The sequence below is a fragment of the Leifsonia sp. Y878 genome (genome assembly GCF_057669685.1).
Window position 1 is genome coordinate 427,971 of the sequence record NZ_JBYHFS010000003.1, and the last position, 25,549, is coordinate 453,519.

Below are 25,549 nucleotides of genomic sequence, written 5' to 3' on the forward strand. Positions count from 1 at the left end.
GTGCGGGGGATTCCGTCGCTCGGACTGCGGGCCGACGACATCGAAGAGGTCATGGACTCACCGGACTGCGACCCTGAACGGCTGCGGAACACCTACGAGAACTTCCGCTACATCAATGCCGTGCTGTCGGGGTGGCGGCGGATGTACGTGCGCGATATCCGCCCGTCCCTCTCCGCGAATTACCAGAGCACGCTGCTCGACATCGGTACAGGCGGTGGCGATGTGGCGCGGGCGCTGGCCCGCTGGGCGATGCGCGATCGGCTGCGGCTGACCGTCGTCGCCGTTGACCCGGATACCAGGGCGCACGACTTCGCGACCAGCCAGCCCACGATGCCGGGGCTCAGCTTTCGCCGGGAGCTCAGCTCTGACCTGGTGGCGCGGGGTGAACGCTTCGATTTCGTGATCTCGAACCACGTGTTGCACCACCTGAGTGCAGAGCAGTTGGGCGCGTTGATGCTCGACTCAGAGCTGCTCTGCCGCCGACAGGTGCTGCACTCCGACATCGAGCGCAGCCTGTGGGGGTACCTCGGATTCGGGCTCGGCACCTGGCCGCTGTTTCGGAACTCATTTATTCGTGAGGACGGACTCACCTCAATTAGGCGCAGTTACACGGCGCACGAACTGCGCGCGGGACTGCGCGCTGCGGCGGGTGTGGGCGGTGCTGGTGGCGAGCGGGACGGGAGTCGTCTCAGCGGCAGTGGCGGCGGCCGTGGCGGCATCGGGAGTGGCTGGCGCGTGACGCGCGAGGTGCCGTCCCGGCTGGTGCTGCGATGGGCGCCGGACCGCATTGAGCGTGACCCGGAGCGTGGTGCGGAGAACGGCGCAGAGCGTGGCACGGTGGACGTCACGCAGGATGACACGGAGCGTGAGCTGGACAGCACGCAGCACGGCGCGGAGCGTGAGCTGGACAGCGGCGCACCTCATGCGTGACGTCATCATCGTGGGCGGCGGCCCCGTCGGGATGCTGCTGGCCTGCCTGCTGGCTGGGCGTGGCCTCGACATTCAGGTCGTCGAGCAGCGGGAGGCGCCGGCCAGATTGTCGCGGGCGATCGGCATACATCCGCCGTCGCTGGTTGCGTTGCGGGAGGCCGGCGTGCTCGATGAGGTACTGGCCGATGCCGCTCGGATTCGGAACGGCGAGGTCTGGAGCGGCGGTGCACGGCTCGGCGCCCTGTCGTTTGAACGGCTGCCGACGGAGCATCAGTTCGTGGCGTCGTTGCCGCAGCATGTCACAGAGGAGTTGCTGGCTGCCCGGCTCGAGGCGTTGCAGCCCGGTGCGCTGCGCAGGGGAGTGCGTGCGGCGGCGATCAGAACACTGCCAGACCGGGTGGCGGTGACACTTGAGCAGGTGGTGGCGCCTGAGGCGGGGGCGCTTGAGCCGGTGGCCGGGGCTGGTGAGGCATCCGCTGTCGGGGCTGGTGACAGATCTGGTGCCGGAACCGCCGCCGGAGCTGGTCATCGAGCTAGTAACGGAGCCACCGCCGGGGCTGGTATCGGAGGCACCGCTGGAGCCACCGCCGGGGCTGGTACCGGAGTCGCGGCCGGTGACACTGCATCGCACGCGGTGGACACCCTGGAGGCCCGGTTCATCGTCGCAGCGGATGGCGCACGCAGCTCGGTGCGCACCGCGGCCGGCATCCGCTGGCAGGAGTATGGCCGGAGCGAAACGTACCTGATGGCCGATTTTCCGGCGGATGCCGCGTTCGAGTCGGTCGCCGTGCTCTACTTCGAGCGGGGCGGGGTGGTGGAGTCGCTGCCTCTTCCCGGCGGCCGTCGACGGTGGGTGGCGCTCACGGATGGGCTGCAGGCCGGGGCGAGCGCCGCTGAGCTGGCTGGCATCATCCGCTCGCGTACCGGCATCGCGGTACCGCAGACGACGGATGCCCCAAGCGCGTTCACAGCGCGGCAACGGCTGGCCGAGCGGATGGTGTCCGGACGCACGGTGCTGGTGGGGGATGCGGCGCACGAGATCAGTCCGATCGGCGGGCAAGGCATGAACCTGGGCTGGCTCGACGCGGTGGAGTTGGCGCCGGCACTGGAGCAGGGAGTGCGTGAGGATGCCGGCGGGCGCGGTGCTGGTGCTGCTGCGGGCGGCGGTGGTGGCGGCGGCAGTGGTGGTGCAGTCGGTGCGGGCAGTGCGCGTGGTGCGGATGGCGCGGCCGGTGCGGGCAGCATGGGTGCGGGCAGCATGGGTGCGGCCGATGACGTGGCTGCACTCCGGAGTTACGACCGGCATCGGCGGGCCAAGGCGCGAATGGCGATGCGGCAGGCCGGGTTCAATATGGCGATGGGGCGTCCGAGCGACGGTCTGCAGCTGCGGGCGCGCAACGGGCTCGTGCGGATGCTGGCGGTTCCGCCCGCCGACGCTGTGCTGGCCAGGGCCTTCACGATGCGCTGGCTGTGAGGGGCTGAAGCTGGCGCAGGCGCAGGCGCAGGCGCAGGCGCCTTTCCCAGCCCCGGGGTCCGTCACCGCGCCCGTGACCGCGCCCGTTCTGGAGAGTCGCGCCCGCCACAGCGGGCGCATTCAGCCACGACGGGCGCGCTCAACGCGGATGCAGTCCGCGCGACGCCAGCGCTGGCCGCCACGTCCGGTGCGCGCGGTGGCGCCGGGTGCAGAAGAATGGATACGTGACTGTTCCACTGATCGACCTCCTGCGCGCTGACCTGACCGCCGCCAACTATTCCGTGACCGCCCTGACCGGGCTGTGGGGTGTTGAAGCGGATGCCGCGCTCCACCGCAATCAGCGGGTCCCTGCCCAGCGTGCGCTCGCCGCCCTCCGTCAGAAACTGGGCCGCCCAGAGCGGTCTGCCACGCTTGCGCAGCTGTTCGTGCTGGCGCGTCCGGTCACCCGCGGCGACCTCGCCGCCGCCCTGCCATCGCTCGGCGTGGCCGGGGCCGTGGAACTGGGGCTCGTCGCATCCGCTGAGAATGACAGCACCGACAGCACCGACAGCACCGACAGCACCGACAGCGCCGGTCGTGCCGACAGCGTCGTCAGCACCGACGACAACGCGCTCCTCCGCCCGCTGCTCGACCTCCGCCCGTACAGCTTCATCGACGCGCACGGTGCCGGCAGCTGGTGGATCGCCTCCGACCTCGGCGAGCTCGCGCTCGGCCACGAGCTCGGCGAGAACCACGTACTTGGGGTTGGTGGCGCATCGCTCACCCTGGCTGGGCTGGTGCTGCCGACATCCGTTGAATCGGCACTCGATCTTGGTACCGGATGCGGCATCCAGGCCATGCACGCCGCCCGCCACGCCGACCGGGTTGTTGCCACCGACATCTCCGAGCGCGCGCTCGAGCTGGCCGCGCTGAATGCGCAGCTGAACGGCATCACGAACATTGAATTCCGGCTCGGCAGCCTGTTTGAGCCGGTCGCGGGGGAGCGTTTCGACCACATCATCTCGAACCCGCCATTCGTCATCACCCCGCGCACCGAGGGTGTGCCGAGCTATGAGTACCGCGACGGCGGCCTGGTTGGCGATGCGATCGTCGAGGCCGTCGTGACCGGCGCGGCCGACCACCTGACGCCAGGCGGTGTCGCTCAGCTGCTCGGCAACTGGGAATACCGAACGGATGTCGACGCCTTCGACCGGATGACGGCCTGGCTCGATCGTCCGGAGTCTGGGAACCTCGACGCGTGGATCATCGAACGCGAAGTCGAGCTCCCCACCGAGTATGCAGAGACCTGGATTCGCGACGGCGGCACCCGCCCAGACACCCCCGACTTCGACCGGCTGTACAACGCCTGGCTCGACGACTTCGCCGCGCGCGACGTGGCCAAAGTCGGCTTCGGCTACATGCTGCTGCGGGCACCGGCAGCGTCGTCCTCCGCGGCAGCGGCATCAGCGTCGGCATCCGTTGTCGCGCCGTTCCGCCGCCTCGAGCGCCTGCACGGCTCGCTCGGGCAGAATTCCTCTGGCCTCGGCGCGTACCTGGCCGACTGCCTGGCTGCACACGACTGGCAGACTGCAGCGGATGACGCCGCCCTGTCACACGCGCACCTCACGGTCGCACCCGATGTCACCGAGGAACGCCACTACTGGCCGGGCAACGATGACCCGACGTTGATGACCCTGCATCAGGGCGCCGGATTCGGTCGGTCGGTTCCGCTCGACACCGCGCTTGCCGCACTCATCGGTGCATGCGACGGTGACCTCAGCGTTGGCGCCATCGTCGGCGCGCTCGCCCAACTGCTGGAGGTCGATGAGGATGCGCTGGCCGACGATCTGCTGCCGCGCCTCCGCGATCTGATCGACGACGGGTTCCTGCGGCCGCCGACCGAGTAGTCGGTAGCGACCCGCGACGGAGCGGGTTCGTAGTTGAGGAACCATCGCGGCAGGCGGCAGGCGGCAGGCGGCAGGCGGCAGGCGGCGGGCGGTAGTGTCCGTTAGGCAAACGGCCTTCGTGACTTCGGGCTGGGCGCGGGGTATTCCCTCAGGCGCGCGATAAAGCACGCGCCTGAGTGAATATCGCGCGCCCAGACTTAGCTGCGCGCCGAAACAAGCATTCACGTGTTCCACCATGCCGCGCCAGCGGTTCGACACCGCTCGAAACCGATGAGCTGATCGGGCTGCGGAAGAGTCACGTCGCCCGCGACGCCGATGCAAATAGTCCTTGCGCACTAGCGTCATAGCGTTGGACGGGAACATTCGGCGCCACGCTTGAGCACGAAACCAGCGCTCAGCTCAGCTCAGGTCAGGTCAGGTGCGCGAGTGCTCGATGGCATCGTCAACATCAGAATCACTGTACCCGTCCCACAGGAGGGACTCCCGAACGTACAAGTCCGCGCGCTTCTGTCGGCGGGCCGCTCGATTCCACGCGCGAGTGACAATCCAATTGGAGGCGAGTCGATAGACGAGGAAGATGACGACAAGCGCAACAGCTAGGGCGACCGCGCTCAGCACCGACCCCGCGAATTCGCCGACCAGTCCGGAGAACCCCATCGCAGAGATGGGTGCACTGACCAGAATCCGAACGCCAGTATCCATCAGTTCCCCCCTCAGGTGGCCTCAGCCTACCGAGGGCCGCACCTCCGAATACTCAATCCAGCGGATGCCACCCCAATTGTTCATCTGCTTACGAACCAATTGTTCATCTGCTTGCGAGCAGTTACAGCGATTCATCGTGGGTTCTGCAATGCTGTCGGTGACCGCAGTACCGCAGTACCGCAGTACCGCAGTACCGCAGTACCGCAGTACCGCGGCGACAGGGGGCATAGATGCGTCGCGGAACCTCGTTCGTACCAGCCGCACTTCTCCTTGTCTTTCTGCTCGGGGTGTTTCTGCTCGGGTCNTACCGCAGTACCGCAGTACCGCAGTACCGCAGTACCGCAGTACCGCGGCGACAGGGGGCATAGATGCGTCGCGGAACCTCGTTCGTACCAGCCGCACTTCTCCTTGTCTTTCTGCTCGGGGTGTTTCTGCTCGGGTCCGTATTCGCGCAGGCATGGGTTCTCCCTTATGCGGTGGGGCGGGTGGCTGCAACGTTCCCGGAAGTTCAACCGCTCGCTGTCCCAGCCATCGTGTGGGGTATCGCCGCGATCGCCTGCTGGCAAGCCGTTGCCCTCATCGGATTGCGACTGGTCATCCATGCCAGGGAGAACCGGTTCGACGCTTCCGTTTACGGATGGCTGCGCGCAATGGTCTACTTCCTGCTGGCATTCATCGCGCTGGTTGTGGCTGCATTCATTGCCCTGACCGTGATGGGGTACACGACGCCGGGAGTGATGCTGGGACTTATCGCTGGTGGCGTCATTGCGCTGCTTGCCGTGGGATCGCTTGTCGTATTCCTGGGGACCAGGCGGTAGAAAGCGCGCCGGTGCCTCCTTCTTCGGTGCCCTCCTTCTTCGGTGCCCTCCTTTGTCGGTGAGGAGGCGGCCGGGCCGCAGCCATTTATCCAGATGGGCAACAAGCGATGGATCTAGAACGGCGGGATGCTCGTGTCCAGTTCGGCCGTGGCAATGACAGCTGCTGGTTCGGCCGGAGTTCCAATCCCGATCTGATGCTCGGGTTCGGTGTCGTAGTTGTGGCCGGTTGGCGATGTCCAGTGCAGGATGCCGTCGTCGTTCTGGCTGACCTGCCAGCCGATCTCGTGTTTGTCACGGTGGTTCTTCGCGCAGAGGCAGGCCATGTTCGTGAGGTCGGTCTCGCCTCGCTGGCCGTTCTCTTCGAACGGGACGGTGTGGTCGAGGTCGGACTGTCTGGCCGCACGGTTGCACCCGGGGAACCGGCAGGTTGCGTCCCGTAGCTGCAACACCGTGCGGAGGCCGGCGGGTGGCCGGTAGCGCTCCCGCCCCACGGAGAGGAACGCACCGGTCTCTGGATGGGTGAGGATGCGAAGGAAGCTCGTCGCGTTGCCAACGAGTTCTTTGGCGGCGTCGAGGTCGATCGGCCCGTAACCTTCCAGCACGGCGGGCTCGTCGCTTCGGCCGAGGAGTGTCAGCGCCGGAACCAGGAGGACGACGTCGGCTTTGATGCCGCGGGTGCCGCCGTCGGCATCGAGCACCAGGTCGGCGAACGCGTCGGCCTTCAGCTGCGTTAGCGTGCGGGATTCGTCTGGGCCCTGCAGGCTCATCGCGAAATTGGTCACCCGGGTGACGATCGCCTGACCCTGCGCCGCCGGAAGGAATGCATTGACCCAGCACATGCCGTCGCTGGCCGGTTCGAAGAAGATCGCCCGGTCTGCGACGCTGCGCTCGTGCCGGATCGTGATCGATTCGGCGTCGAGTCGTTCCCGCACCCTGCGGGTCTTCTGCGCGAACTTCGACACGGTGAGCCTGCCGGCATCGGGCAGTACCGCCGCTTCGAGCGCTGCCGTGTGCTCCGGGGAGAGACCGGCCGTCTGGTCCACGAGGGTGCTGGCGTGCCGGTAGCTGATCTCCCCGGTCTGCAACACCCTCAGCGTCGCGGGCAGATCGTGCACGAGGATGCGGCTGACCGCGATCATCGTTTCCATCGTGCGTTCAGGGATACGCAACGCGCAGGACAGTTCGGTCACCAGCACACGTTCGTTGGCCCAAGCCTGTTCGGCCAACGGCACTGTGATTGGGGCGGTAGTCAGGGACTCGCTGGTCATACGAGCCCGATCGATTGCGACGGCTCGTGCCGCGGCGGTCGTGGCGAGGAGGCGGTCGAACCTGGCGACCTCGTCGACTTCTATTCCGAGTTGTTTCAGAAGGGGGTTCATACCCTGAATTATCCTCGGTACCACCGACATTCTAAGGCGGCATAAATCGACTCTGATCTGCGATTGTGCTGTGGATAAGTGCCAGGAGCGACGCCCTGTGGAGGAGCATGTCGCGCACCGGGCAGGGGGATCTCGAGACGCTCGCTGGCGCTCGCTCCTCGACCAACGGAAGGGATCAGGCGCGAACGTCGAACCCTGCCTGGTCGGTCGGCTCCAGCTCTGTCACGACCAGTGACGAGACCTCCGCGGCCTGCGGGCCACCGTCGAGCCACTCCAGCATCGCCGCGACCGCAGGTTCCGTGCCCTCGATCTCGATCTCGACGGTTCCGTCTGGCAGGTTGCGCGCGTATCCGGAGAGGCCGAGGCGCACGGCCCGTTGCTTGGTCGTGTACCGAAAACCCACGCCCTGAACCTGGCCATGCACAATCACATGTCGTCTGATCACCCACCCATTGTGCTCCGCTTCTGCCAGGCGGGGCTGGCGGCGCTACTCTGCCGCCGAGAACGTTCCCGACGCCAGGAACGCCCGCAACTGCGCGGTGGGAGGAGCGAGGTCGAAGCCCCTGGCTGCGACCCAGTCGTCCGAATAGTACGAATCGAGGTAGCGGTCGCCGCCGTCGCAGATCAGGGTGACGACGCTTCCGGTCTCGCCGGCGGCGAGCATCCGCTCAATCAGCTGGAACGATCCATACAGGTTGGTGCCCGTCGATCCGCCGGCTTGAATGCCCATCACGTCGGCCAGCAGGCGCATGGCGGCGATGGATCCGGCATCCGGCACCTCCATGACCTCATCGATCACGGCAGGAATAAACGACGGCTCCACCCGCGGGCGCCCGATGCCCTCGATGCGCGAGGCGGTACCGGTGATGTCCCGACACCGCTCTGCCCACGCCCTCGCAAAGACCGAGCCCTCTGGGTCGACGACCACGACTCGCGTGCGCGCCTTGCGGTACTGGCAGTGCCGGCCGATCGTGGCGCTCGTGCCGCCGGTGCCGGCCCCGACCACAATCCAGCGTGGTTCAGGGAAGCGCTCGCCGGCGAGCTGGTCGAAGATCGCAGAGCCGATGTTGTTGCGGCGCCAATCGGTGACAACGGATGCGTTGGTAAATTGATCCAAATAGAACCAGCCGTCCCGCGCGCCCAAGCGTTCAGCCTCCGCGTAGACGTCATTCGGGTCGGCGATGAGCAGGCAGGTTCCGCCGTACTGCTCGATGAGCGCGAGCTTCGACGTGCTGGTGGTCGCGGGAACCACGGCCACGAAATCGAGCCCGAGCAGCTGGGCGAAGTACGCCTCAGACACGGCGGTGGACCCACTGGATGCTTCGACCAGCGTTGTGTTCTGGTCGAGGTCGCCGTTGACGAGGGCGAAGGTGAGCAGGGAGTGCGCGAGGCGGTGCTTCAGTGAACCCGTTGGATGCACCGACTCGTCTTTCAAATAGAGGTCGATACCCCAGGAGGCGGGGAGGGGGAAGACGCGCAGCGGGGTCTCGGGGAGGGAGACGACGTCGCCCGCGCCAATCGCGCTACCAGCCGCCGGGCCAGCAGCCGTTCCCGCAGCCGCCTCAGCCGCGTTGCCGGCCGCATTGGCGTCGAGTTTTCGGAGGGCCTCTGTCACCCAGAGGTGAGTATCGGAGAGCATGGTGGAGCAGTTCCTTCCGGCTCGACATTCCGATACCGCAGCGGATACCGCAGCGGGTACCGGTTCGTCACAGACCAGTCTTCTCCGAGTCGATGTTTCCCGGGACTGCTGTCAACGATGCCAAATGCTCGCTATTAGAACAACGGCCAACTTCTTTCGCAACTCATAAGAACCACTTATGGCCGGGAAATCGCTCAGACGACGGTGGCCAGCTCAAGACCGCGGGCAGCGGTGCGCAGCGCGTCGATGGTCTGCCGCACGCCCGGCACCCGCATCAGCGACTGCGACGACACCACGCGCACGGTGCGGAGCGGCGCAGGGGAGAGCTTCCGCAGCAGCATGTCGGAGTCGGGGCGGGCTGCGGCCAGCATCAGATCCGTCACCATCGCGACCCCGAGGCCGGCGGCAACGAGCCTCTGCAGGGCGACGTAGTCATCCGTTTCAAAACCGATGTCCGGCTCGAAGCCGGCCAACTCGCAGGAGTTGACGAGGTTGCCGCGGCACGACGGGCAGCCGGCGATCCAGCGGTCGTCGCGGAGATCGTTCAGGGTGACCCTGGTCTTGGTGCTGGCCGGGTGGGAGCGGGGGAGCGCCACGTAGACGTTCTCTTCGAGCAGGTCGGTGCTCACCTCGTCGGCGAAGACGGTCGGTTCTGGTTCATCAAGCGAGCTGCCGGAGGAGTAGTGGTAAACGACAGCCAAGTCGCAGTCGCCGTCGCGGAGCACCTCGAGGGAGCGGCCGGGCAACGCTTCGACGAGGGTGAACGAGAGCCCTGGGTGTGCCTGCGAGACGGCGGCGAATGCGCCAGGCAGCAGGGTTGCCGCTGCGCTGGCGAACGAGGTGACGCGCACCTGCCCTGAGCGCAGCCCCGCAACCGCTTCAACTTCGGCCCGTGCCAGCGACATGGTCGAGAGAACGGATGCCCCGTGCCGAACGAGCACCTCGCCCGCGCTGGTGAGATGCACACCTTTGGTCGTGCGGGTGAGCAGCGGAGTGCCGAGGTCTGCCTCAAGCTTCTGCAGCTGCTGTGTTACGGCAGGTTGCGAATAGCCCAGTTCGCGCGCGGCGCCCGACAAGCTGCCTGCCGAGGCCAGTGCCTGCAACAGTTGCAGATGCTTGATTTCGATCATCACTGCAGTGTAGGCGGGTGCAGATATAAGCGGAGTGAATGCCAGAGCAAAGTTTTTAGCTATTGTTCGAATAGCGACTCTTTGCGATGGTTGACCACATTCGGTCGATGGTGGTCAGTGAGTCAACCAGGAAGCTCGAGAACGTGTGCGGGCGTTGCCTGCCATTTTTTTGACCACCACCAGGATGGAATCCTTCATGATCAGGACAAGAACTGCCGGTCGCACGGTCGTCGCCACGGCACTGCTGGGCGCCGCAGCACTGCTGCTCTCCTCATGCGCGCCGGTCAGCAGCAGCTCTTCGAGCACGGCCGACCTGGTGGACACCGGGGCCGAGATTGACGCGATCACCGTCGCGCTGCCCGGGTCACTCAGCAATCTGTATGTGGGCCAGGAAGCCGGCATCCTGAACTACTACGTCGCTGCGATCTCGCAGGAGGGTCTCGTCGGCCTCGATGCAGATGGCACAGTTGTGCCAGCGCTCGCGGAGAGCTGGACCCAACCGGATGACGTCACCTACGTCTACGAATTGCGTGACGACGCGAAATTCCAGAACGGCGACCCGCTCACCGCCGAAGATGTGGTCTTCAGCATCGAGCAGGCACAGGATGAAACGACCTCGCCTGGCCTGTCGTATTACCTCTCGGATATCACCTCCGCAGAGGTGACCGGCGAGCACCAGGTGACGGTCACGCTGAGCGCTCCGAACGCCGCCTTCCTCACCAACCTGAGCGTGGCAGGCGCCCTCTTCGTCACGGAGAAAAGCTTCTGGGAAGCCAACGACGGCAAGGTCGGCACCGCCGAAGCCCTAACCCTCGGCACGGGGCCGTACCAGGTCACCGAGTTCGCGCCGGATTCGCACGTCACCCTGGAGCGCGTCGACACCTGGTGGGGCGAGCTGCCCCGAGTGAAGACCATCAACATTTCGTTCATCCCCGACGACAACACCCGATTCCTCGCGGCGCAGAAGGGCGACGTCGATGTGGCGTTCAACGTTCCGCTCACCTCGGTGAAGCAGTGGGAGTCGCTCGACAGCCTCCGCGTCGAGTACGCCAACGACCTCTCCTACGTCGGTCTGAACTTCGACCTCAACGTGGCCCCCTTCGACGACCCGAAGGTGCGAGAGGCGATCGCATACAGCGTCGACAAGAAGTCGACGGTGGCGAGCCTGCTGCGCGGCCACGGCGAAGTCGCCACCGCGATCATGACGCCGGAATCCCTGAGCAAGGCATACGACGCCGACGAAGCCCGTGCCAAGCTGGCCGAGATTCCGCAGTACGACTTCGACCTCAAGAAGGCTAAGGCTGCGCTCGCGGCCTCCGATCACGCCGACGGCTTCACCGCAGAGATCACCTACCCGTCCACCGGTCCCCAGCTCGGCACCGCGGCCCAGGCTCTGGCCGAGAACCTCAAAGACATCGGCGTGACCCTCGACGTGCGCGAGGTACCGATCGAGGAATGGCTGGCCACCCTCGGCGACGGCGAGCACGGCGTCAGCTTCATGTGGTACTTCTCGACCACCGGTGACGCTGCTGAGGTTCCGGAATACCTTCTCGGCCCGGAGAACCTGTCGAAGTACGACAACGCCGACGTGCAGGGCTTGCTGACCGCGCAGCGCGCTGAGCAGGACCCGGCGGCCCGTGTCGGCCTGCTGATCGACGCCGAAACACAGCAGGCGACCGACATCGTCAACGTTCCGCTCTGGTGGGGACAGTCGGCGACCGCGTTCTCGTCCACGCTCGGCATGGACGCTGTCACCCCGTTCGCCTTCCTGTCGTCCTGGCCGACCGCGCTCTTCGCCGGCAAGTAAGCGCAGCACCATGATGACGACCACCCAGACGCACGTACCGTGGGGAGCCCCACTGGCACGGATGCTTGTGCTGCGCGTGCTGGGCACGGTCGCCATTTTGTTCGTCATCTCGATTCTGGTCTTCGGGCTGTTGTACCTGGCCCCCGGCGACTTCGTGAAGAACCTGATCGGCAATCGGCCGGCATCCGCTGAGGTGATCGCGTCGATTCGGGCCCAGTACCACCTCGACGACCCGCTCTACCTGCAGTACTGGCACTGGCTGACGCAGGCGCTCGGCGGCAACTTCGGCGAGTCAGTGCGGATGCAGGCGCCGGTCGCCGACGTTATTTCGTCGCGCGTCGGCCTCACGCTCGCGCTCTGCCTGCTGTCGTTCGTCGTCGGCGTGCTTGTGGCTGTGCCGCTCGGCGTGCTGAGCGCTGTGCGGCCAGATGGTGCACTCGACAAGTCGGCGACGACGGTCTCGCTCGTCGGACTGAGCGCACCGTCGTTCGCCATCGGCCTGCTGCTGCTCTACGGGTTCGCCTACTACCTGCCGCTGTTCCCGGTCTACGGCAGCGGCGACGGCGGCCCGCTCGACACCCTGTACCACCTCGTGCTGCCCGCCATCGCCCTGGCGATCGGGCTGGGCGCGATCCTGATGCGCCTCACCCGCACGGCCATGCTGCGCGAGCTCGAGTCTGACTACATCACTTTCGCCAGGGCGCGCGGCCTGCCGGAGCGGCGGATCCACGCGCTGGCGCTGCGGAACGCGGCCATCCCTATCACGACGGGTGCCGGTCTGGTGCTCACGTACCTGGTCGGCGGCACGATCCTGGTGGAGACGATCTTCGCGTTGCCGGGCCTTGGAACGCTGCTGCAGTCATCCGTTCTCTATAAAGACATCGCCGTTGTGCAGGCGCTCACGCTGCTGATTGCCGTGGTGATCGCCGTGATCACGCTGTTCGTCGACCTCAGTTACCTGCTGCTTGATCCGCGTGTGCGAGCGAAGGAGCTCAGCCGATGAGCACCCCCATGGTTATTCAGCGTCGCATCGCGGGTGCAGGGCGCCGCATCCCCGGCAGCCTCGCCGTCTCCGTCGCCATCCTCGCCCTGTGCGTGCTGGCCATTGCGCTCACCCCGGTGATTGCAGCGGATGCCACAGCCCAGAGCATCCTCGACTCACTGCTGCCGCCCGGCAGTCCAGGCCACCTGCTCGGCACCGACGAACTCGGCCGCGACATCCTGCAGCTCACCATCGCCGGAACCGCCTCGGCGCTCGTCGGCCCGTTCTGCATCGCGCTCGGCTCGATGGGCATCGGCATCGTGCTCGGTACCATCGCGGGCTACCACCGCGGCCCGCTCGATTACGCCATCGGCCGCGGAGTCGACCTCGTGATGGCGCTGCCCGTGATGCTGCTGGCCATCGTGGTCGCCGGCATCTTCGGCAGCGGCTACTGGATGACCGTGCTGCTGCTCGTGCTGCTGTTCAGCCCGTCGGACGTGCGCATCGTGCGTGCCGGCGTGCTGGAGCAGGCGCCGCTGCCCTACGTGGAGGCGGCGCTGATGCTGTCGCTGTCACGCTGGCGGATCATGTTCCGCCACATCATCCCGAACGTGCTGCCGCTCATCATCACCAACCTGCTGCTCAACACCTCGATCGCCCTCGTGACGCTGTCGTCGTTGTCGTTCCTCGGCGTTGGCGTGCGACCGGGCACGGCCGACTGGGGCCGCCAGATCGCCGACGGCCGCGCCATCATGCTCGACAATCCGGCCGCTGTCGTCGTGCCATCGCTGCTCATCATCCTCGTCGCCTGCTCCATCAACCTCGTGGGCGACTGGCTCGGCAAGGTCATCACCCAGAGGGGAGCGCGATGAGCGCCGAGATCGTGCCTGAGGCTGTAGCTGAAGCTGAAGCAGTGACTGAAGCGGATGCCGCTGCCGCCGCCGTCTCCCGGCCAGGCTTCACCGGCGTAGTTGTACAGAACCTTCGCGTCACGAGTGGCACTGGTGTCATCGTGCACGACACGAGCTTCACCATCGAGCGCGGTCAGAGCCTGGCGATCATCGGGGAGTCCGGCTCTGGCAAGTCGATGACGGCTAAGGCCATCATGGGACTACTTCCCGGCAATGTCAGCGCGACCGGATCCGTGTCGTTTGCCGATTTTCGGGCCGTGCTGCCCGCATCCGCTGCCACCTGGAAGCAGGTGCGCGGCGTGCGCGCCGTGCTCCTGCTGCAGGACCCGTTCACCAGCCTCAGCCCGGTGCACCGCTGCGGCGCGCAGATTCGCGAGAGCATCGAGGCGCGGGTGGCCAGGAGCGATGAGTTCGCCGGAAGCACGCGCGAAGCGGTGGCCAGAGCGATTGAGCTCGAGGTGCTGGAGCGGCTCGCCGAAGTGAGCCTGCCGGAGCGCGTCGCCCGAATGTACCCGCACGAACTCTCCGGCGGCATGCGCCAGCGGGTGGCCATCGCCGCCGCACTGGCGACCGAGGCCGACCTGCTCATCGCCGACGAACCCACCACGGCACTCGACGCCTCAAGGCAGGGCGAAGTGCTCGACCTGCTGCGCAGCCTCCAGATCAAGCACCGGATGTCGATGTTGCTCATCTCGCACAACCTCGGCCTGGTCAGGGGTCGCGCCGACGACGTGCTCGTGATGCGATCGGGCCAGATTGTGGAGCGGGGGAGTGCCGCCACCGTGCTCGCCACCCCGGCGCACCACTACACGCAGGCACTGCTCGCGGCGAACCCGAGCCTGGATGACCTCGACCTGGGGCGCGAGGCTGACGTAGGACTCCCGCTGGTCGAGGAGGCCGTTCGCGGCCGTCTCGAGACCCCTGGTTCGCTTCTCTCTGTGCACAACCTCTCCAAGACATTCGGATCGCACCGTGCCCTCGACGACGTGTCCGTTCGCGTGCAGCAGGGCGAGATCGTGGCGATCGTGGGGGAGAGCGGCTCAGGCAAGAGCACGCTCGCTCGCTGCATTGCCGGGCTGGAGCGCCCCGATGCCGGAGAGATGGTCTTTGATTCAGCTGAGCTGCCGGCCGGGCGTCGTCACCGCACGCCGTCCCAGATCCAGATGGTCTTCCAGGATCCATATTCGACGCTCAACCCGATGATGACCGTCGAGCAGACCCTGGCGGAGGCGCTGCGTGCCGCGGGGCGCGGCAAGGACGACGTCGGCGCACTTCTCGACACTGTTGGGCTCGACCGTTCCCTGGCGACGAGGCGACCGGCCAGGCTCTCCGGGGGCCAGCGGCAGCGCGTGGCCATTGCGCGTGCGCTTGCACCGGAGCCACGCGTGCTCATCTGCGACGAGAGCGTGTCAGCGCTCGACGTCTCTGTGCAGGCGCAGATCCTGGATCTCCTCGTCGACCTGCGCGAGAAGCTCACCCTGTCGATCCTGTTCATTTCGCATGACCTGGCCGTTGTCGGGCAGATCAGCGACCGCATCTATGTCATGAACCAGGGCCGGGTGGTCGAAGGGGGAAACACAGCGAGCGTGCTGACCTTCCCCGCCGACATCTACACCCGCCAGCTGGTTGCCGCAGCCCGGCGAGAAAGCGAGTAACCCGATGACTCCCATCACCATCGCGAGTGATTCCGGCACCGAGAGTGAAGCCGGCACCGTGAGTGTCGCGCGCAGCGAGGGGGCCGCTCGCTACGAGAGTGCCGCGAACTACGAGATCGACGTTGTCGACGTGACGGCGGGCATCCCGACAGAGGTCGCAGCGCTACTCACCGGCTCCCAGTTGGCCGGTTGGGAGACTCCGCGCGCCTACTACCGGCCAGAGCTCGTGGTGGTTCGCGATGGCGAGCGTATCCTGGCGGCGGCGCTCGTCTCCGGCCGGCCGCACACCGCCTACCGCAAGATCGTCGACGTCGTCGTGCCGGCAGGGCAAGACGCCGAAGCGGGCGAGACGAACGCAGCAGCAGCAGCCGAAGCCTCCGCAGCCGTCGGCGCACTCCTCACCGCCATTGCAGCGGATGCCGCCGCGCTCGCCCTCGTGTCCCTCAAGTTCGAGCTGCACCCCTGGCACCCTGCAGCGACCGTTGACCTCCTCGTTGCCCAGCTCACCGCGGCAGGCTTCACGGAGTTCGCGGCTCCGCTGGCGTCATCCGTTGGCACGCTCGGCGGGGTGCGCGGTTTCGTGCGCCTGACCGACGCGTGGCCGCACACCGAGCTGCCGTACTACGGGCAGACCACCGACTTCACCTGCGGGGCCGTCGCTGGCCTCACCGCGCTGGAGCGGCAGGGCCTCGCGCCGCTGACCGGCGCGCCGGCGTCGGAAGCCACGGCCATCGAGTTGGCGCTGTGGCGGCAGGCCACCAACTTCCCGGCCTGCGAACCACTCGGACTCGTCGTGGCGATGACCGAACGGCTGCGCGCGGCCGATGCCGGCGTGGAGCCGGAGGTGCATCTCAGCACCACGGAGCCGATCTTGCTTGAACTCGGTGCGGCAGAGGCCAGCGGCCTGCGCGACCTCCTGCAGCAGCAGTCACTGGAGCGGGCGATGCAGCTGGGCATTCCGGTGCACCGCGACTGGGTGGACGTCGAGCAGATCGCCGTGCACCTGGCAGCGGGCGACGGTGTGCTGCTCCTCATCGACGAGCGCTACATGCACGACGACGAGACGCCGCACTGGGTGTTGGCCCACAGCATCCGCGGGGAGCACGTTCTGGTGCAGGACCCGTGGATCGATGCAGAGGGTGGCGAGACCTGGGTGGATGCGCACGAGCTGCCACTGTCGCTGGCGAACGTCGATACCATGACTCGGTATGGCAGCCCGGAGTCCGAGTACCGCGGGCTGATCGTGCTTCCCGCCGTGCGGGGGTAACGGCGCGGGAAAGCACTCGTGATCAGCCAGTCGGCGTTTAGCGCCGTTTCTTCGACTTCGACTGGTTGTAGCGGATGAAGTGGGCGCGCACCGAGAAGGCGCCGCCGATCAGCAGCAGCACGCCGGCGACCGGAATCAGAATCTCCACCGGCACGATGCTCGCGATGGCGTTGACGACGAGTAGCAGAACCGCGAGGGAGCTGAAGGCGAATCCGGCGATCGCGCAGGTGTCGAATGACCAGTGCTTCACGAAGTGGCGCATCCCATCGGGGTTAGAAATCTTGGGGGTCGAACGAGGTTCGATGCACGGTGTTGTGCGCCTCTCACGGTATCAGCAGCACCTGATGAGGAACCGCACATCACCCAGCAGGAAGACAGCGGGCCGGCGTAGCGTGATACCGACCGAACCGGACAATCGTTCATCGAAGGATGCGTTGCCATGAGCACAACCGACAGCCCCGAAGTCCTCGCGCACGCTCCAGCCCCGCTGCACCGCCACGAGATCTTCCAGACGAGCGTGATGAGTGCCTTGCTCGACGGCGTGTATGACGACGAGCTCACTGTCGCCGAGCTGCTCACCCACGGCGATTTCGGCATCGGAACCTTCAATGCGCTCGACGGCGAGATGATCATCCTCGACGGCGAGTGCTTCCAGCTCCGCAGCGACGGAACGGTGAGCACGCCGGAGCCTGGTGCCCGCACGCCGTATGCCGTCATCACGAACTTTGCGCCAGGCATCCGTCGGGAATTGCCGCCCGGCAGCCTGCGCAGTGAGGCGTCGGAGATCATCGATCACATGACGGTGTCGGAGAACTACATGTATGCGCTGCGCATCACCGGCGATTTCGAGTGGGTGCGCACCCGCACCGTGGTGAAGCAGAGCAAGCCGTATCGACCCATGACCGAGGCAACGGATGACGACGCCGTCGTTCAGTTCGACAATGTGCGCGGCACAGTTGTCGGGTTCCGCACTCCGCTGTACGAGACGGGAATCTCGGTGCCGGGGTGTCACGCGCACTTCATCGACGACGCCCACGTGAGCGGTGGTCACGTGCTCGATTTCAAGCTGCGCAGCGGGGTGGCCGAGCTGTGCCTGGCGACCGATCTGCACCTGCGCCTGCCGATGACACCGTCGTTTCAGGAGGCGAACCTGGCGCCGGACGACCTCGACGCGCAGCTGCAGAAGACGGAGATGCACCGCTAGGCGTCAATGGCGGGCTTCGAAGAAGGACTAGCGCGACGCCCAGACCCCGAGTTCGTTGCCACTCGGATCAGCGAAATGCAACCGTCTGCCTCCAGGGAACGGATAGGCGGCCTGCACGATCGTGCCCCCGGCGCTGAGGATGGCATCCGCCGTCTTGTCGAGGTCGTCGGAATACAGCAGCACGAATGGGCCCCCGTTCGGTCTCGGCTGATCGGCGACCAGTAGTCCGCCTACCTCCTTGCCGTCGTTGGCGGAAGACGCGATGCCCGCGTACTCGGGGCCGTAGTCAACGAAACGCCAGCCGAACGCCTCGGTGTAGAAAGCCTTGGCAGCAGCAAGATCCGTGACGGTGAGTTCAACGTAATTGAGTGTGTGGTGCTCTGGGCTGGGCGTCATGCCTACACGATAGCGATAGCGTCCGTCATCGGGTAGGCACTCATCGGAGCTGGCGATTGGCCGTGCCGTCGACAGCTTGAGCGGATGTCGCGGCAGTTCGAGCGGAGAAATTGCGAATCGCCGGGGCAAGACGCCAGTCCGAGACGGCGTGTTGCACAAACTCCGCCTGAACGTGCGTCGGCAGGTTCGGCCGGTCGGGACCCCGGCTGCGCGACCGACCGCGGCTGCGCGAGCAGCCGCAAACGCGGCTACGCGACGGGCGCGAGCCCCGCGACGAGGGTGGCGTCAGCGGATGCGACGGCCGGCTGGTTGGGGCAGGTGTCGAGAACGCGGGTCATGGCTTCCTTCTCCGCGGGAGCAACCCAGAGGGTGTAGGCCGCCTTGACCGAGATCTGGCGGGCGACGTAGGCGCAACGCGATGACTTCGCCGGGGGCAACCAGGTCGCCGCGTCGCCGGCACCCTTCTTCAGGTTGGCCGTGCCGTCGACGGCGATCAGGTTGAGCGGGTCGTTGGCCAGCGACAGCCGCTGCTCTGCGGTCAACTGTTGCGCGCCGGTCACCCAGGTGTTCGCCAAAGCGACGATGTGGTCGATATGAATGGCCGACGACGTGGTGTTGCCGCGCACGAAGTCGATCGACGTGATCGTGTACGGATCGAGCAGGGTGCCGCTCAGCACCTTGCAGTCGCTGCCAGTCACGATGTCGGTGAGGTCTCGGGTGAGGATGTCGTTGCGGGTGTCGCAGCCGTTGGCGTCGACATCCGCCCATGGCTTGCCGTACTCGCCCTCGCGGTCGTAGCCCGTCATGGGGCTCTTTCCCTTCACCGGCAGGGTGGCCAATACGTCAAGCGCGCTGCCCGGATCGCCGACAACGATCGGAGCGACCGGGTCGACTGCGCCCGGCTCAGCCACGGGTTCAGGGGACGAGGTGGGGATGGTGTCCGATTGCGCACCGGGGGAGCCATGCTGGGCGCCAACGGATGGCTCGTTCTGGGTGAGCAGATCACCGGATGCCACGCCAATGATCACGATGACCACTCCTACGACGAGCGAGATGAGGGTGGTGCGAGTGCGTCGTGGACGCCGGGATGAAGTTCGGGTGGCCACGGTTCTCCTTGCTATGCGACCCAACAACGTTAGTAGACGCCGGGCCCTTCGTCGGCCAGGCACGCCAGTTGACGACGAGCTGCGCGCGGCGTTCCGCGGGCGCTCACTCCGGTGGTCGAGGAACGAGCGCCAGCGAGTGTCTCGAGACCTCGCAGGCCGATCTCCGAACCGTTCCTGACGCCTCACGCAGCTCAAACGGATGCCGGGGAACCGCCACATTTCGGCGATTCCCCGGCATCCGCTGTCGCGTCTGCTCTAGCGTGTAGCGCTCGTCGTCTCCTTCGTGGCGAAGCAGGCGATGCCCGCGGCGAGGACCGTGAACGCAGCAGCTCCGAGGAACACCCAGGAGAATCCGGCCGTCAGTGCCTGCGCTGCCGGCTCTCCGGCGGCCTCAAGAGCGCCGGTGCGTGCCGTTGCGACGGAGGCGAGGATGGCGAGTCCAAGGGCGCCGCCGATCTGCTGGCTGGTGTTGACGAGTCCTCCGGCAAGTCCGGCCTCGCCGCCGTCAACTCCGTCAACGGACAGCTGCGTTCCGGTGACGAACGCGCCACCGAGGCCGATGCCGATGAGGATGCTTGGACCGAGGATGTGGATGGCGAACACGGCGTCGCTTGGTGCGGCGGCGAGCCACACGAGTCCGCTGGCCAGAACCACGAGCGAGCCGACAAGCGTGGACTTCACGCCGAGCGAGTTGACGATGGTTGGCACGAAAGCCGCTACGACGACGAGGGCGCCAGCGAGGGGAAGCTGGGTCAGTCCTGCGGTGAGGGCGTCGTAGCCGAGTACGGCCTGCATGTAGACGGAGAGGGCGAAGAAGAGGGCGACCATTGCTGCTCCGACGAGCAGCATGACGAGGTTGCCGGCCGAGAGGTTGCGGTTGCCGAAGACCGTCAGCGGAACGAGCGGTTCTGCCGTACGGCGCTCAATGAGCACAAACGCGATCCCGAGAACGATTGCCGCGATGGCCAGGCCGATCGTGAGCGGGTGGAGGAATCCCACCTGTTCGACGGCGCTGAGCGCTCCGACGGCGGCAACGAGTGCGCCGGTGATGGTCGCGGCCCCCGGGTAGTCAAGGCGGGACGGCGTGCTCGCTCGGTCGCGGCTGATGAGTGACGGAATCAGGGCGACGACGATGATGCCGACGGGCACGTTGACGTAGAACACGGCTTGCCAGCCGATCGCTGCGGTGAGCACTCCGCCGAGGAGCACGCCGGCAGCGGAGCCGATGCCTGCCACTCCACCCCAGATGCCGAGGGCTTTGGTGCGGTCCTTCGCGAGGGGGAAGAGTTGGGTCACCAGGGCGAGGGCTGCGGGTGCGAGCAGGGCAGCGGATGCGCCCTGCAGCGCCCGTGCGCCGAGCAGCATGCCGCTGCTCATCGACAGGCCAGCCAGGGCGGAGGCGGCGATGAAGCCGACGGTGCCGATGAGGAAGAGCCGGCGGTGGCCGTAACGGTCGGCCAGTCGGCCGCCGAGGAGGAGCAATCCGCCGAACGGCAGCACGTACGCGGTGATGACCCAGGCCAGGGCCACGGTATCCATGCCCAGCTGCTCGCCGAGGACGGGGAGGGCGATGTTGACGATGGACGCGTCGAGCACGACCAGGAATTGTGCCAGGGCGAGGATGCTGAGTGCGAGCCAGCGCCGGGTACTCCGGACGGTGGTCGTAATGGGCGGCGGGGCAATGGTGCTCATGATGGGTGCTCCTTGTTTGGAGGGGAAGCTGCGGGAAGGGATCCTCTGGGAGGAGATGCTGTGGGACGAGGTGCAGTGGTGGCAGACGTGCTGCGGGGCGGAGTGCGGTGAGAATCGGATGCTGCGGAACGGCCTGCGGCCGGGTCAGGTTGTCGCGGGACGGTCAGTCCCACGCGCCGAGCATGATCACGATGCTGAGAGTGAGCACGCTGAACACGACCCACCACGCTGTGCGCTCTGTGCCTCGAGGGTTGGGGGTGGTGACGTTGGTGGTTGGTGCGCTGGGGTCGATGTGTGTCGTCATGGTCGTTCCTCTTCTGGTTGTGGGTGTTTGGGTGTTTGGGTGTTTGGGTGTTTGGGTGTTTGGGTGTCTGGTTGTGGACGTGGTGCAGCGGTCTACGACCACTGGCTGAACATGGCGATGACGATCAGTGCGAGGGGAGCCAGTGCAACCCAGCGCATGGTGATTTCGTTCTTCATGACGTTCTCCTTCCGTAACAATCAGTGGTGAGAGTGAATGGTCACTCACTCTTTTGGGCAAAATAAAACGAGGTAGCGGCAATCTCGATCACTCGGGGTGGCGGATGCCGTGCGACAGGATCGCGGCCCAGGCTTCGGGCACTTCGTCAATACGGGCCGACACGATGAGGTGGCAGAGCTGCCCGTAGGCAATGAAGCGTTGCACGGAGTCGTCGTCGGCGCCCGAGCGCGCGGCGGCGAACTTCGTCACCCTGGCCAGGCCGGCGCGCAATGCGTCGCCGACCTCTGGGATGTCGGCGACCGACTGGGCGTGCACCTGCAGCGTGAGCAGTGTGCGATCCCGAATCAGCTGTGCGTAGGCGTCGCCCATCGCAAAGAGGATCGAGTCGGGCGTCTGATCTGCTGCGCCATCGGCACCGATCCCGAGTGTCGTCACGATCTGGTCGAAGCAATCCTCCAGGGCTGCGACAAACAGGCGTTCCTTGCTGGGGAACAGTTTGAAAACGTACGCGGGCGAGATCTTCGATTCGCGAGCGACGTCGGCGATGGTGGTGCCGTGGTAGCCGCCGCGGGCAAACTCTCGAACGGCGCTGGCGGCGACGAGGGGCTTGCGCACCTCGGCGGTGGAGAGAGTCGAGCTTCGAGTTGCCATGAGAGTGACTGTACACTCACTCTTTCTGCTGCGCAAGCCACAATGTGCAAATCTGGGGTCGCAGACGACGGAGGGGAGGCATCCGCTGCCTGAATCACGCGAAACAGGGGCCAAAGTCAAAAAAGTGGGTCGTAATTTCCCCTCTCAATTGGGATAGACAACCCGTCGAGGCGTAGCCTGAACTGACAACGCGTCACGGCATCGCCTGAACTTTTGTCACGCGCGCCCCGTTTGGGGTTCGCCAGCTCCCGGAACCTGTCGCTAGATTCGACTCAGTCCCGCGTGAGCGTTTATCCAGTTCCGCGTGATTGACAACAAGACCCAGGGGGAGTGACGTGACGCAAGCCCTCTCTATGCGCCAGCGTTGCCCCGGGCAATCGGTCATTGAAGAGTTGCTGCGACTGCAGGACGAAGCTCCGTCACAGTCGCGCGTCGCCCGCATGTTCGGGCGCACGCCGCTCGCACCGGATGCCATGGCGTGGTACCTCGGCGCCAAAGGCGAAATCACCGTCGGCGGGTTGCTCACGAACCTGCCCCCGGAGTGGACCGTTCTGCACGCGCTGCCGGTCGGCAACCGCGGCTCGGACATCGACCACATTGTCGTGGGTCCTGGCGGCGTCTTCACGATCAATACCAAGCACCACAGGGACAAGAAGGTGTGGGTCGCCGCCGACACCCTGCTGGTCGACGGGCAGAGCCGCCGTTACATCCGCGACGCTGAGTTCGAGGCGACGCGCGTTGGCGCCTTGATTGAGAAGCGGATGCCGCTTCCCGCCCCTGTGCAGCCGATCCTTGCGTTCGTCGCCCCAGCCCAGCTCACCATCCGGGAAAAGCCGGTGCAGGTGAAGGTGCTGGAGTCGTGGCAGCTGAACCGCTGGCTGACCAACCTCTCGCCCGTATTCACCGAGCCGGAGCAGGACGAGATCACCTCGATCCTGGAAGACCCGACGACGTGGGCTGCTGTTGTTGCGACCGTCGATGCAACGGTCGATGTGCGCGCCGCTGAGGGTGCTCGCGGCGAGGCATCCGCTGACGTGATTGTGGGTTCCGGCGCTGCGCGTCCTGATGCGAGTACGACGGCAAGCGGCGATGCCTGGGCGGGCTTCCCCGCGCTTGACCTTGACGATGATGATTCTGAGCACGACGGGTCCGACGTATCGGTCGGGCTCATGGCCGCGTTTGAGCGACTGGATGCAGAGATTCGCTCCGCTGCCACGCGACGCAAGGGCTGGAGCGTTGCCGGCTACGCGCTGCTGGTGCTCGTGCCCGTCTCCGGCCTGTGGTGGCTGGGCGACCTGCTGACCGGCGTCGGAAACTAGCTCTTTCCGCTGGTTGAGGAAGCCCGCCAGGGCTGTCTCGAAACCGGCATCCGCTAGCCGAGGAGCGCCCGAGGAACGAGGTCGCGTCTCGAAACCCAACCGAGCCAACGATTTCCTGCGTCCCTACGACATGTAATGGACCACCCGGGGAGCCTCATCAGCCGACCCGCTGCCGAATTGCTTGAGCGCTTCACGGACGGGCGACCCTGGTTCGGCGCAGTAGGTCACGAGCTGCTGCCCGGTGTCGGCGATATGCAGCATTTGGCACTCGAAGAAGAAGTCTCCGCGTTCGGGAATGGTCAACTTCTTGAGGACCGGTGGATGCGTGTGAGGTTCGCGTGATTCCCAGAGCTGTCGGAACCGCGGCGACACTGCCAGCAATTCCGACGTGAGCGTTTCAATCTCCGCAAAGTCGCCGTAGCGGAGAAATGACGAGCGCAGGTCAGAGACGAGTATCTGGGCGAATGCGAGCGCCGACGGGTCTTCCCAGTGCGGGTGGTCGGCGGGAGCGCGGAACATCCATCGGGCGAGATTGCGGTCGCCGGGCGGCATCCGCGTGAGCTCGCCGATGAAGTGGACGGCGAGGTCGTTCCAGGCGAGCAGGTTCCAGGCGGCGTCGACGACATAGGCGGGAACCTCTGGCATGTTCTCGATCAGGAAGCGGACTGACGAAGAAACGGACGTGGACGGCCCCTCGGCTGTCGGAGCGAGATTGCCCGCCAAGCGAAAGAGATATTCGCGCTCGTCGCGGGTGAGCATCAGCGCGCGGGCGAGCGCGGCGAGCACCTGAGCGGATGCGTGTGACCCACGACCCTGCTCGAGTTTGATGTAGTAGTCAATCGAGATGCCGGCGAGCTGGGCGACCTCTTGTCGGCGGAGGCCCGGGGTTCGGCGCTGGCTGCCGCTCGGCATTCCGACGTCTACCGGTGTCAGCTTGGCGCGCTGCTGCCGGAGAAACGCACCGAATTCTGCTTTCGTCGTCATCCCCTCATTCTCCACTGCTCGGTGTCGAAGAGGGCATAGGCGAGGGTGGTACGGGTTGTGCCAGCCTCAGTCGGGCCTCCCTGAAATTCGGGGCTGCCCGCACAGTGAAGGCATGAAGAAAATTGCACTGATCACAGGCGCTAACAAGGGCATCGGATTTGAGACGGCTCGCCAGCTCGCGGAGAGCGGAATGCTCGTTCTAGTGGGCTCGCGAGACGGTGAACGCGGGGAGGCTGCGGCGGCCGGGTTGCGGGCAGACGGCCTCGACGCGGTCGCGGTCCAGCTCGATGTGACGGATGACGCGTCGATCGCCGACGCAGCGGAGCGCATCGGCAATGAGTACGGCCGCCTCGATGCTCTCGTCAACAACGCCGGCATTTACGCGGAAACCATCCCAAGCACCACGAGCCGCCACGTGATGCGCGAACTGTTCGAGACCAACGTTTTCGGCATTGTCGCGGTGACAAACGCATTCTTGCCGCTGCTGACGAAGTCGGAGAACGCCCGCATAGTGAATGTGTCGAGCGAGATCGCGTCGTTGACGATCATCTCCGATCCGGAGAGCTATATGTACGAGATGCACGACATGGCCTATCAGGCGTCCAAGGGAGCGGTGAACATGCTGACCACGATGTATGCCAAAGAACTGCGCGAACAGGGCATCAAGGTCAACGCTGCGATCCCGGGGTACGTGAGCACGGATCTCAACGGTGGCACCGGCTACAGCACGCCCACTGAGGGTGCGTCGGCCAGCGTCGCTCTGGCGCTCCTCCCTGACGACGGACCCACCGGGTCGTTCTGGGGCTCCCTCCTGGCGAACCAGCCCGGTGAGAAAAGTGTCGCCCCGTGGTAATCGCCGCACACTAAGACGCGAGAGCCACGAGCCAGACAGGGTTGTCTCGAAACTGCTCCTTCCGGTGGTTGAGGAAGCCCGCCAGGGCTGTCTCGAAACCAGCATTCGTCGCTGCGAGCTCTGCACTCACATCGCCGAACTGACCACGCCCAGAGGCGCCGAGAGTCGCCGTTTCCACCCAGAATCGCTGTTGCAACGGCGACTCTCGGTCGCAACGGCGACACTCGGCGGAGCCGATGCCGGTTTCGAGACGCGGCCTCGTTCCTCGGTCGCTCCTCAACCA

At 65.9% G+C, this 25,549-nt stretch carries 25 protein-coding genes; 12 read left to right on the top strand and 13 right to left on the bottom strand.

Annotation, left to right across the window (positions count from 1 at the left end; genetic code table 11):
- The 3 genes from AC25Y4_RS13185 (at position 1) to AC25Y4_RS13195 (ending at position 4,290) form a co-directional block, all read left to right on the top strand.
- Positions 1-930: a methyltransferase domain-containing protein gene (locus AC25Y4_RS13185; protein ID WP_488120869.1), complete on the top strand. Its 930-nt coding sequence runs from the start codon at positions 1-3 to the stop codon at positions 928-930.
- Positions 866-2,404, top strand: coding sequence for an FAD-dependent oxidoreductase (locus tag AC25Y4_RS13190; protein ID WP_488120870.1), 1,539 nt, complete (start codon positions 866-868; stop codon positions 2,402-2,404). Before AC25Y4_RS13185 ends, AC25Y4_RS13190 begins: the two co-directional genes overlap by 65 nt.
- A 224-nt stretch (positions 2,405-2,628) precedes the next feature.
- The gene (locus AC25Y4_RS13195; RefSeq protein ID WP_488120871.1) at positions 2,629-4,290 is read left to right on the top strand and encodes a DUF7059 domain-containing protein; all 1,662 of its coding nucleotides are present in this window, start codon (positions 2,629-2,631) and stop codon (positions 4,288-4,290) included.
- A gap of 414 nt (positions 4,291-4,704) precedes the next feature.
- On the opposite strand, the gene AC25Y4_RS13200 is transcribed toward AC25Y4_RS13195, so the two are convergent.
- Entirely contained in the window at positions 4,705-4,992 is a 288-nt protein-coding gene (locus AC25Y4_RS13200; RefSeq protein ID WP_488120872.1) for a hypothetical protein, read from the bottom strand.
- A 368-nt stretch (positions 4,993-5,360) separates the two neighbouring features.
- On the opposite strand from AC25Y4_RS13200, the gene AC25Y4_RS13205 reads away from it, so the two are divergent.
- Positions 5,361-5,810 carry a DUF2975 domain-containing protein gene (locus tag AC25Y4_RS13205; protein ID WP_488120873.1) on the top strand — a complete coding sequence of 150 codons (450 nt, stop codon included), beginning with the start codon at positions 5,361-5,363 and terminating at the stop codon, positions 5,808-5,810.
- Positions 5,811-5,923: 113 nt separating this feature from the next.
- Here the strand turns inward: AC25Y4_RS13205 and AC25Y4_RS13210 are convergent, their stop codons facing one another.
- The 4 genes from AC25Y4_RS13210 to AC25Y4_RS13225 all read right to left on the bottom strand — a co-directional run bounded on the left by AC25Y4_RS13210 (position 5,924) and on the right by AC25Y4_RS13225 (position 9,958).
- Entirely contained in the window at positions 5,924-7,189 is a 1,266-nt protein-coding gene (locus tag AC25Y4_RS13210) for an HNH endonuclease signature motif containing protein (RefSeq protein ID WP_488120874.1), read from the bottom strand.
- 175 nt (positions 7,190-7,364) lie between these two features.
- Complete coding sequence (locus AC25Y4_RS13215) at positions 7,365-7,634, bottom strand: acylphosphatase (protein WP_488120875.1); 270 nt, start codon at positions 7,632-7,634, stop codon at positions 7,365-7,367.
- 42 nt (positions 7,635-7,676) lie between these two features.
- A complete protein-coding gene (locus tag AC25Y4_RS13220; protein WP_488120876.1) occupies positions 7,677-8,828 on the bottom strand; it encodes a PLP-dependent cysteine synthase family protein in 1,152 nt (383 codons plus the stop codon).
- Between the two features lie 194 nt (positions 8,829-9,022).
- Positions 9,023-9,958: a LysR family transcriptional regulator gene (locus AC25Y4_RS13225; RefSeq protein ID WP_488120877.1), complete on the bottom strand. Its 936-nt coding sequence runs from the start codon at positions 9,956-9,958 to the stop codon at positions 9,023-9,025.
- 196 nt (positions 9,959-10,154) lie between these two features.
- On the opposite strand from AC25Y4_RS13225, the gene AC25Y4_RS13230 reads away from it, so the two are divergent.
- Genes AC25Y4_RS13230 through AC25Y4_RS13250 form a run of 5 tightly spaced genes read left to right on the top strand, consistent with a single transcriptional unit; the run spans position 10,155 to position 16,580 of the window.
- Positions 10,155-11,765, top strand: coding sequence for an ABC transporter substrate-binding protein (locus AC25Y4_RS13230; RefSeq protein WP_488120878.1), 1,611 nt, complete (start codon positions 10,155-10,157; stop codon positions 11,763-11,765).
- Between the two features lie 10 nt (positions 11,766-11,775).
- Complete coding sequence (locus AC25Y4_RS13235; RefSeq protein ID WP_488120879.1) at positions 11,776-12,768, top strand: ABC transporter permease; 993 nt, start codon at positions 11,776-11,778, stop codon at positions 12,766-12,768.
- Positions 12,765-13,619, top strand: coding sequence for an ABC transporter permease (locus tag AC25Y4_RS13240; RefSeq protein WP_488120880.1), 855 nt, complete (start codon positions 12,765-12,767; stop codon positions 13,617-13,619). Before AC25Y4_RS13235 ends, AC25Y4_RS13240 begins: the two co-directional genes overlap by 4 nt.
- On the top strand, positions 13,616-15,313 hold the full coding sequence (locus AC25Y4_RS13245; RefSeq protein WP_488120881.1) for an ATP-binding cassette domain-containing protein: 1,698 nt from the start codon (positions 13,616-13,618) through the stop codon (positions 15,311-15,313). Before AC25Y4_RS13240 ends, AC25Y4_RS13245 begins: the two co-directional genes overlap by 4 nt.
- A gap of 4 nt (positions 15,314-15,317) precedes the next feature.
- A complete protein-coding gene (locus tag AC25Y4_RS13250; protein WP_488120882.1) occupies positions 15,318-16,580 on the top strand; it encodes a peptidase C39 family protein in 1,263 nt (420 codons plus the stop codon).
- 37 nt (positions 16,581-16,617) lie between these two features.
- Here AC25Y4_RS13250 and AC25Y4_RS13255 read toward each other — a convergent pair whose 3' ends face one another.
- The gene (locus tag AC25Y4_RS13255; RefSeq protein WP_488120883.1) at positions 16,618-16,830 is read right to left on the bottom strand and encodes a hypothetical protein; all 213 of its coding nucleotides are present in this window, start codon (positions 16,828-16,830) and stop codon (positions 16,618-16,620) included.
- A 189-nt stretch (positions 16,831-17,019) separates the two neighbouring features.
- Between AC25Y4_RS13255 and budA the strand changes: the two genes are divergently transcribed.
- Complete coding sequence (budA, locus tag AC25Y4_RS13260; protein ID WP_488120884.1) at positions 17,020-17,784, top strand: acetolactate decarboxylase; 765 nt, start codon at positions 17,020-17,022, stop codon at positions 17,782-17,784.
- Between the two features lie 27 nt (positions 17,785-17,811).
- Here budA and AC25Y4_RS13265 read toward each other — a convergent pair whose 3' ends face one another.
- The 5 genes from AC25Y4_RS13265 to AC25Y4_RS13285 all read right to left on the bottom strand — a co-directional run bounded on the left by AC25Y4_RS13265 (position 17,812) and on the right by AC25Y4_RS13285 (position 22,110).
- Positions 17,812-18,180: a VOC family protein gene (locus AC25Y4_RS13265; protein WP_488120885.1), complete on the bottom strand. Its 369-nt coding sequence runs from the start codon at positions 18,178-18,180 to the stop codon at positions 17,812-17,814.
- A gap of 248 nt (positions 18,181-18,428) precedes the next feature.
- Positions 18,429-19,286, bottom strand: a complete 858-nt coding sequence (locus AC25Y4_RS13270; protein WP_488120886.1) for an HNH endonuclease family protein — start codon at positions 19,284-19,286, stop codon at positions 18,429-18,431.
- A 255-nt stretch (positions 19,287-19,541) separates the two neighbouring features.
- Positions 19,542-20,978, bottom strand: coding sequence for an MFS transporter (locus tag AC25Y4_RS13275; RefSeq protein ID WP_488120887.1), 1,437 nt, complete (start codon positions 20,976-20,978; stop codon positions 19,542-19,544).
- A gap of 163 nt (positions 20,979-21,141) precedes the next feature.
- Positions 21,142-21,282, bottom strand: a complete 141-nt coding sequence (locus tag AC25Y4_RS13280) for a hypothetical protein (protein ID WP_488120888.1) — start codon at positions 21,280-21,282, stop codon at positions 21,142-21,144.
- A 264-nt stretch (positions 21,283-21,546) separates the two neighbouring features.
- On the bottom strand, positions 21,547-22,110 hold the full coding sequence (locus AC25Y4_RS13285; protein WP_488120889.1) for a TetR/AcrR family transcriptional regulator: 564 nt from the start codon (positions 22,108-22,110) through the stop codon (positions 21,547-21,549).
- A 335-nt stretch (positions 22,111-22,445) separates the two neighbouring features.
- On the opposite strand from AC25Y4_RS13285, the gene AC25Y4_RS13290 reads away from it, so the two are divergent.
- Positions 22,446-23,429: a nuclease-related domain-containing protein gene (locus AC25Y4_RS13290; protein WP_488120890.1), complete on the top strand. Its 984-nt coding sequence runs from the start codon at positions 22,446-22,448 to the stop codon at positions 23,427-23,429.
- 123 nt (positions 23,430-23,552) lie between these two features.
- On the opposite strand, the gene AC25Y4_RS13295 is transcribed toward AC25Y4_RS13290, so the two are convergent.
- On the bottom strand, positions 23,553-24,413 hold the full coding sequence (locus tag AC25Y4_RS13295) for a helix-turn-helix transcriptional regulator (RefSeq protein WP_488120891.1): 861 nt from the start codon (positions 24,411-24,413) through the stop codon (positions 23,553-23,555).
- Positions 24,414-24,525: 112 nt separating this feature from the next.
- Here AC25Y4_RS13295 and AC25Y4_RS13300 point away from each other — a divergent pair, with 112 nt between their 5' ends.
- Complete coding sequence (locus AC25Y4_RS13300; protein ID WP_488120892.1) at positions 24,526-25,266, top strand: SDR family oxidoreductase; 741 nt, start codon at positions 24,526-24,528, stop codon at positions 25,264-25,266.
- Positions 25,267-25,276: 10 nt separating this feature from the next.
- Here AC25Y4_RS13300 and AC25Y4_RS13305 read toward each other — a convergent pair.
- The coding region (locus AC25Y4_RS13305) for a hypothetical protein (RefSeq protein WP_488120893.1) at positions 25,277-25,549 on the bottom strand (273 nt) is incomplete at its 5' end.

Coding starts and splice junctions, on each gene's coding strand:
- AC25Y4_RS13200 (WP_488120872.1), bottom strand. CDS start 4,992: ATGGATACTGGCGTTCGGATTCTGGTCAGTGCACCCATCTCTGCGATG.
- AC25Y4_RS13205 (WP_488120873.1), top strand. CDS start 5,361: ATGCGTCGCGGAACCTCGTTCGTACCAGCCGCACTTCTCCTTGTCTTT.
- AC25Y4_RS13210 (WP_488120874.1), bottom strand. CDS start 7,189: ATGAACCCCCTTCTGAAACAACTCGGAATAGAAGTCGACGAGGTCGCC.
- AC25Y4_RS13220 (WP_488120876.1), bottom strand. CDS start 8,828: ATGCTCTCCGATACTCACCTCTGGGTGACAGAGGCCCTCCGAAAACTC.
- AC25Y4_RS13225 (WP_488120877.1), bottom strand. CDS start 9,958: ATGATCGAAATCAAGCATCTGCAACTGTTGCAGGCACTGGCCTCGGCA.
- AC25Y4_RS13230 (WP_488120878.1), top strand. CDS start 10,155: ATGATCAGGACAAGAACTGCCGGTCGCACGGTCGTCGCCACGGCACTG.
- AC25Y4_RS13235 (WP_488120879.1), top strand. CDS start 11,776: ATGATGACGACCACCCAGACGCACGTACCGTGGGGAGCCCCACTGGCA.
- AC25Y4_RS13240 (WP_488120880.1), top strand. CDS start 12,765: ATGAGCACCCCCATGGTTATTCAGCGTCGCATCGCGGGTGCAGGGCGC.
- AC25Y4_RS13245 (WP_488120881.1), top strand. CDS start 13,616: ATGAGCGCCGAGATCGTGCCTGAGGCTGTAGCTGAAGCTGAAGCAGTG.
- AC25Y4_RS13250 (WP_488120882.1), top strand. CDS start 15,318: ATGACTCCCATCACCATCGCGAGTGATTCCGGCACCGAGAGTGAAGCC.
- budA (WP_488120884.1), top strand. CDS start 17,020: ATGAGCACAACCGACAGCCCCGAAGTCCTCGCGCACGCTCCAGCCCCG.
- AC25Y4_RS13265 (WP_488120885.1), bottom strand. CDS start 18,180: ATGACGCCCAGCCCAGAGCACCACACACTCAATTACGTTGAACTCACC.
- AC25Y4_RS13275 (WP_488120887.1), bottom strand. CDS start 20,978: ATGAGCACCATTGCCCCGCCGCCCATTACGACCACCGTCCGGAGTACC.
- AC25Y4_RS13280 (WP_488120888.1), bottom strand. CDS start 21,282: ATGACGACACACATCGACCCCAGCGCACCAACCACCAACGTCACCACC.
- AC25Y4_RS13285 (WP_488120889.1), bottom strand. CDS start 22,110: ATGGCAACTCGAAGCTCGACTCTCTCCACCGCCGAGGTGCGCAAGCCC.
- AC25Y4_RS13295 (WP_488120891.1), bottom strand. CDS start 24,413: ATGACGACGAAAGCAGAATTCGGTGCGTTTCTCCGGCAGCAGCGCGCC.
- AC25Y4_RS13300 (WP_488120892.1), top strand. CDS start 24,526: ATGAAGAAAATTGCACTGATCACAGGCGCTAACAAGGGCATCGGATTT.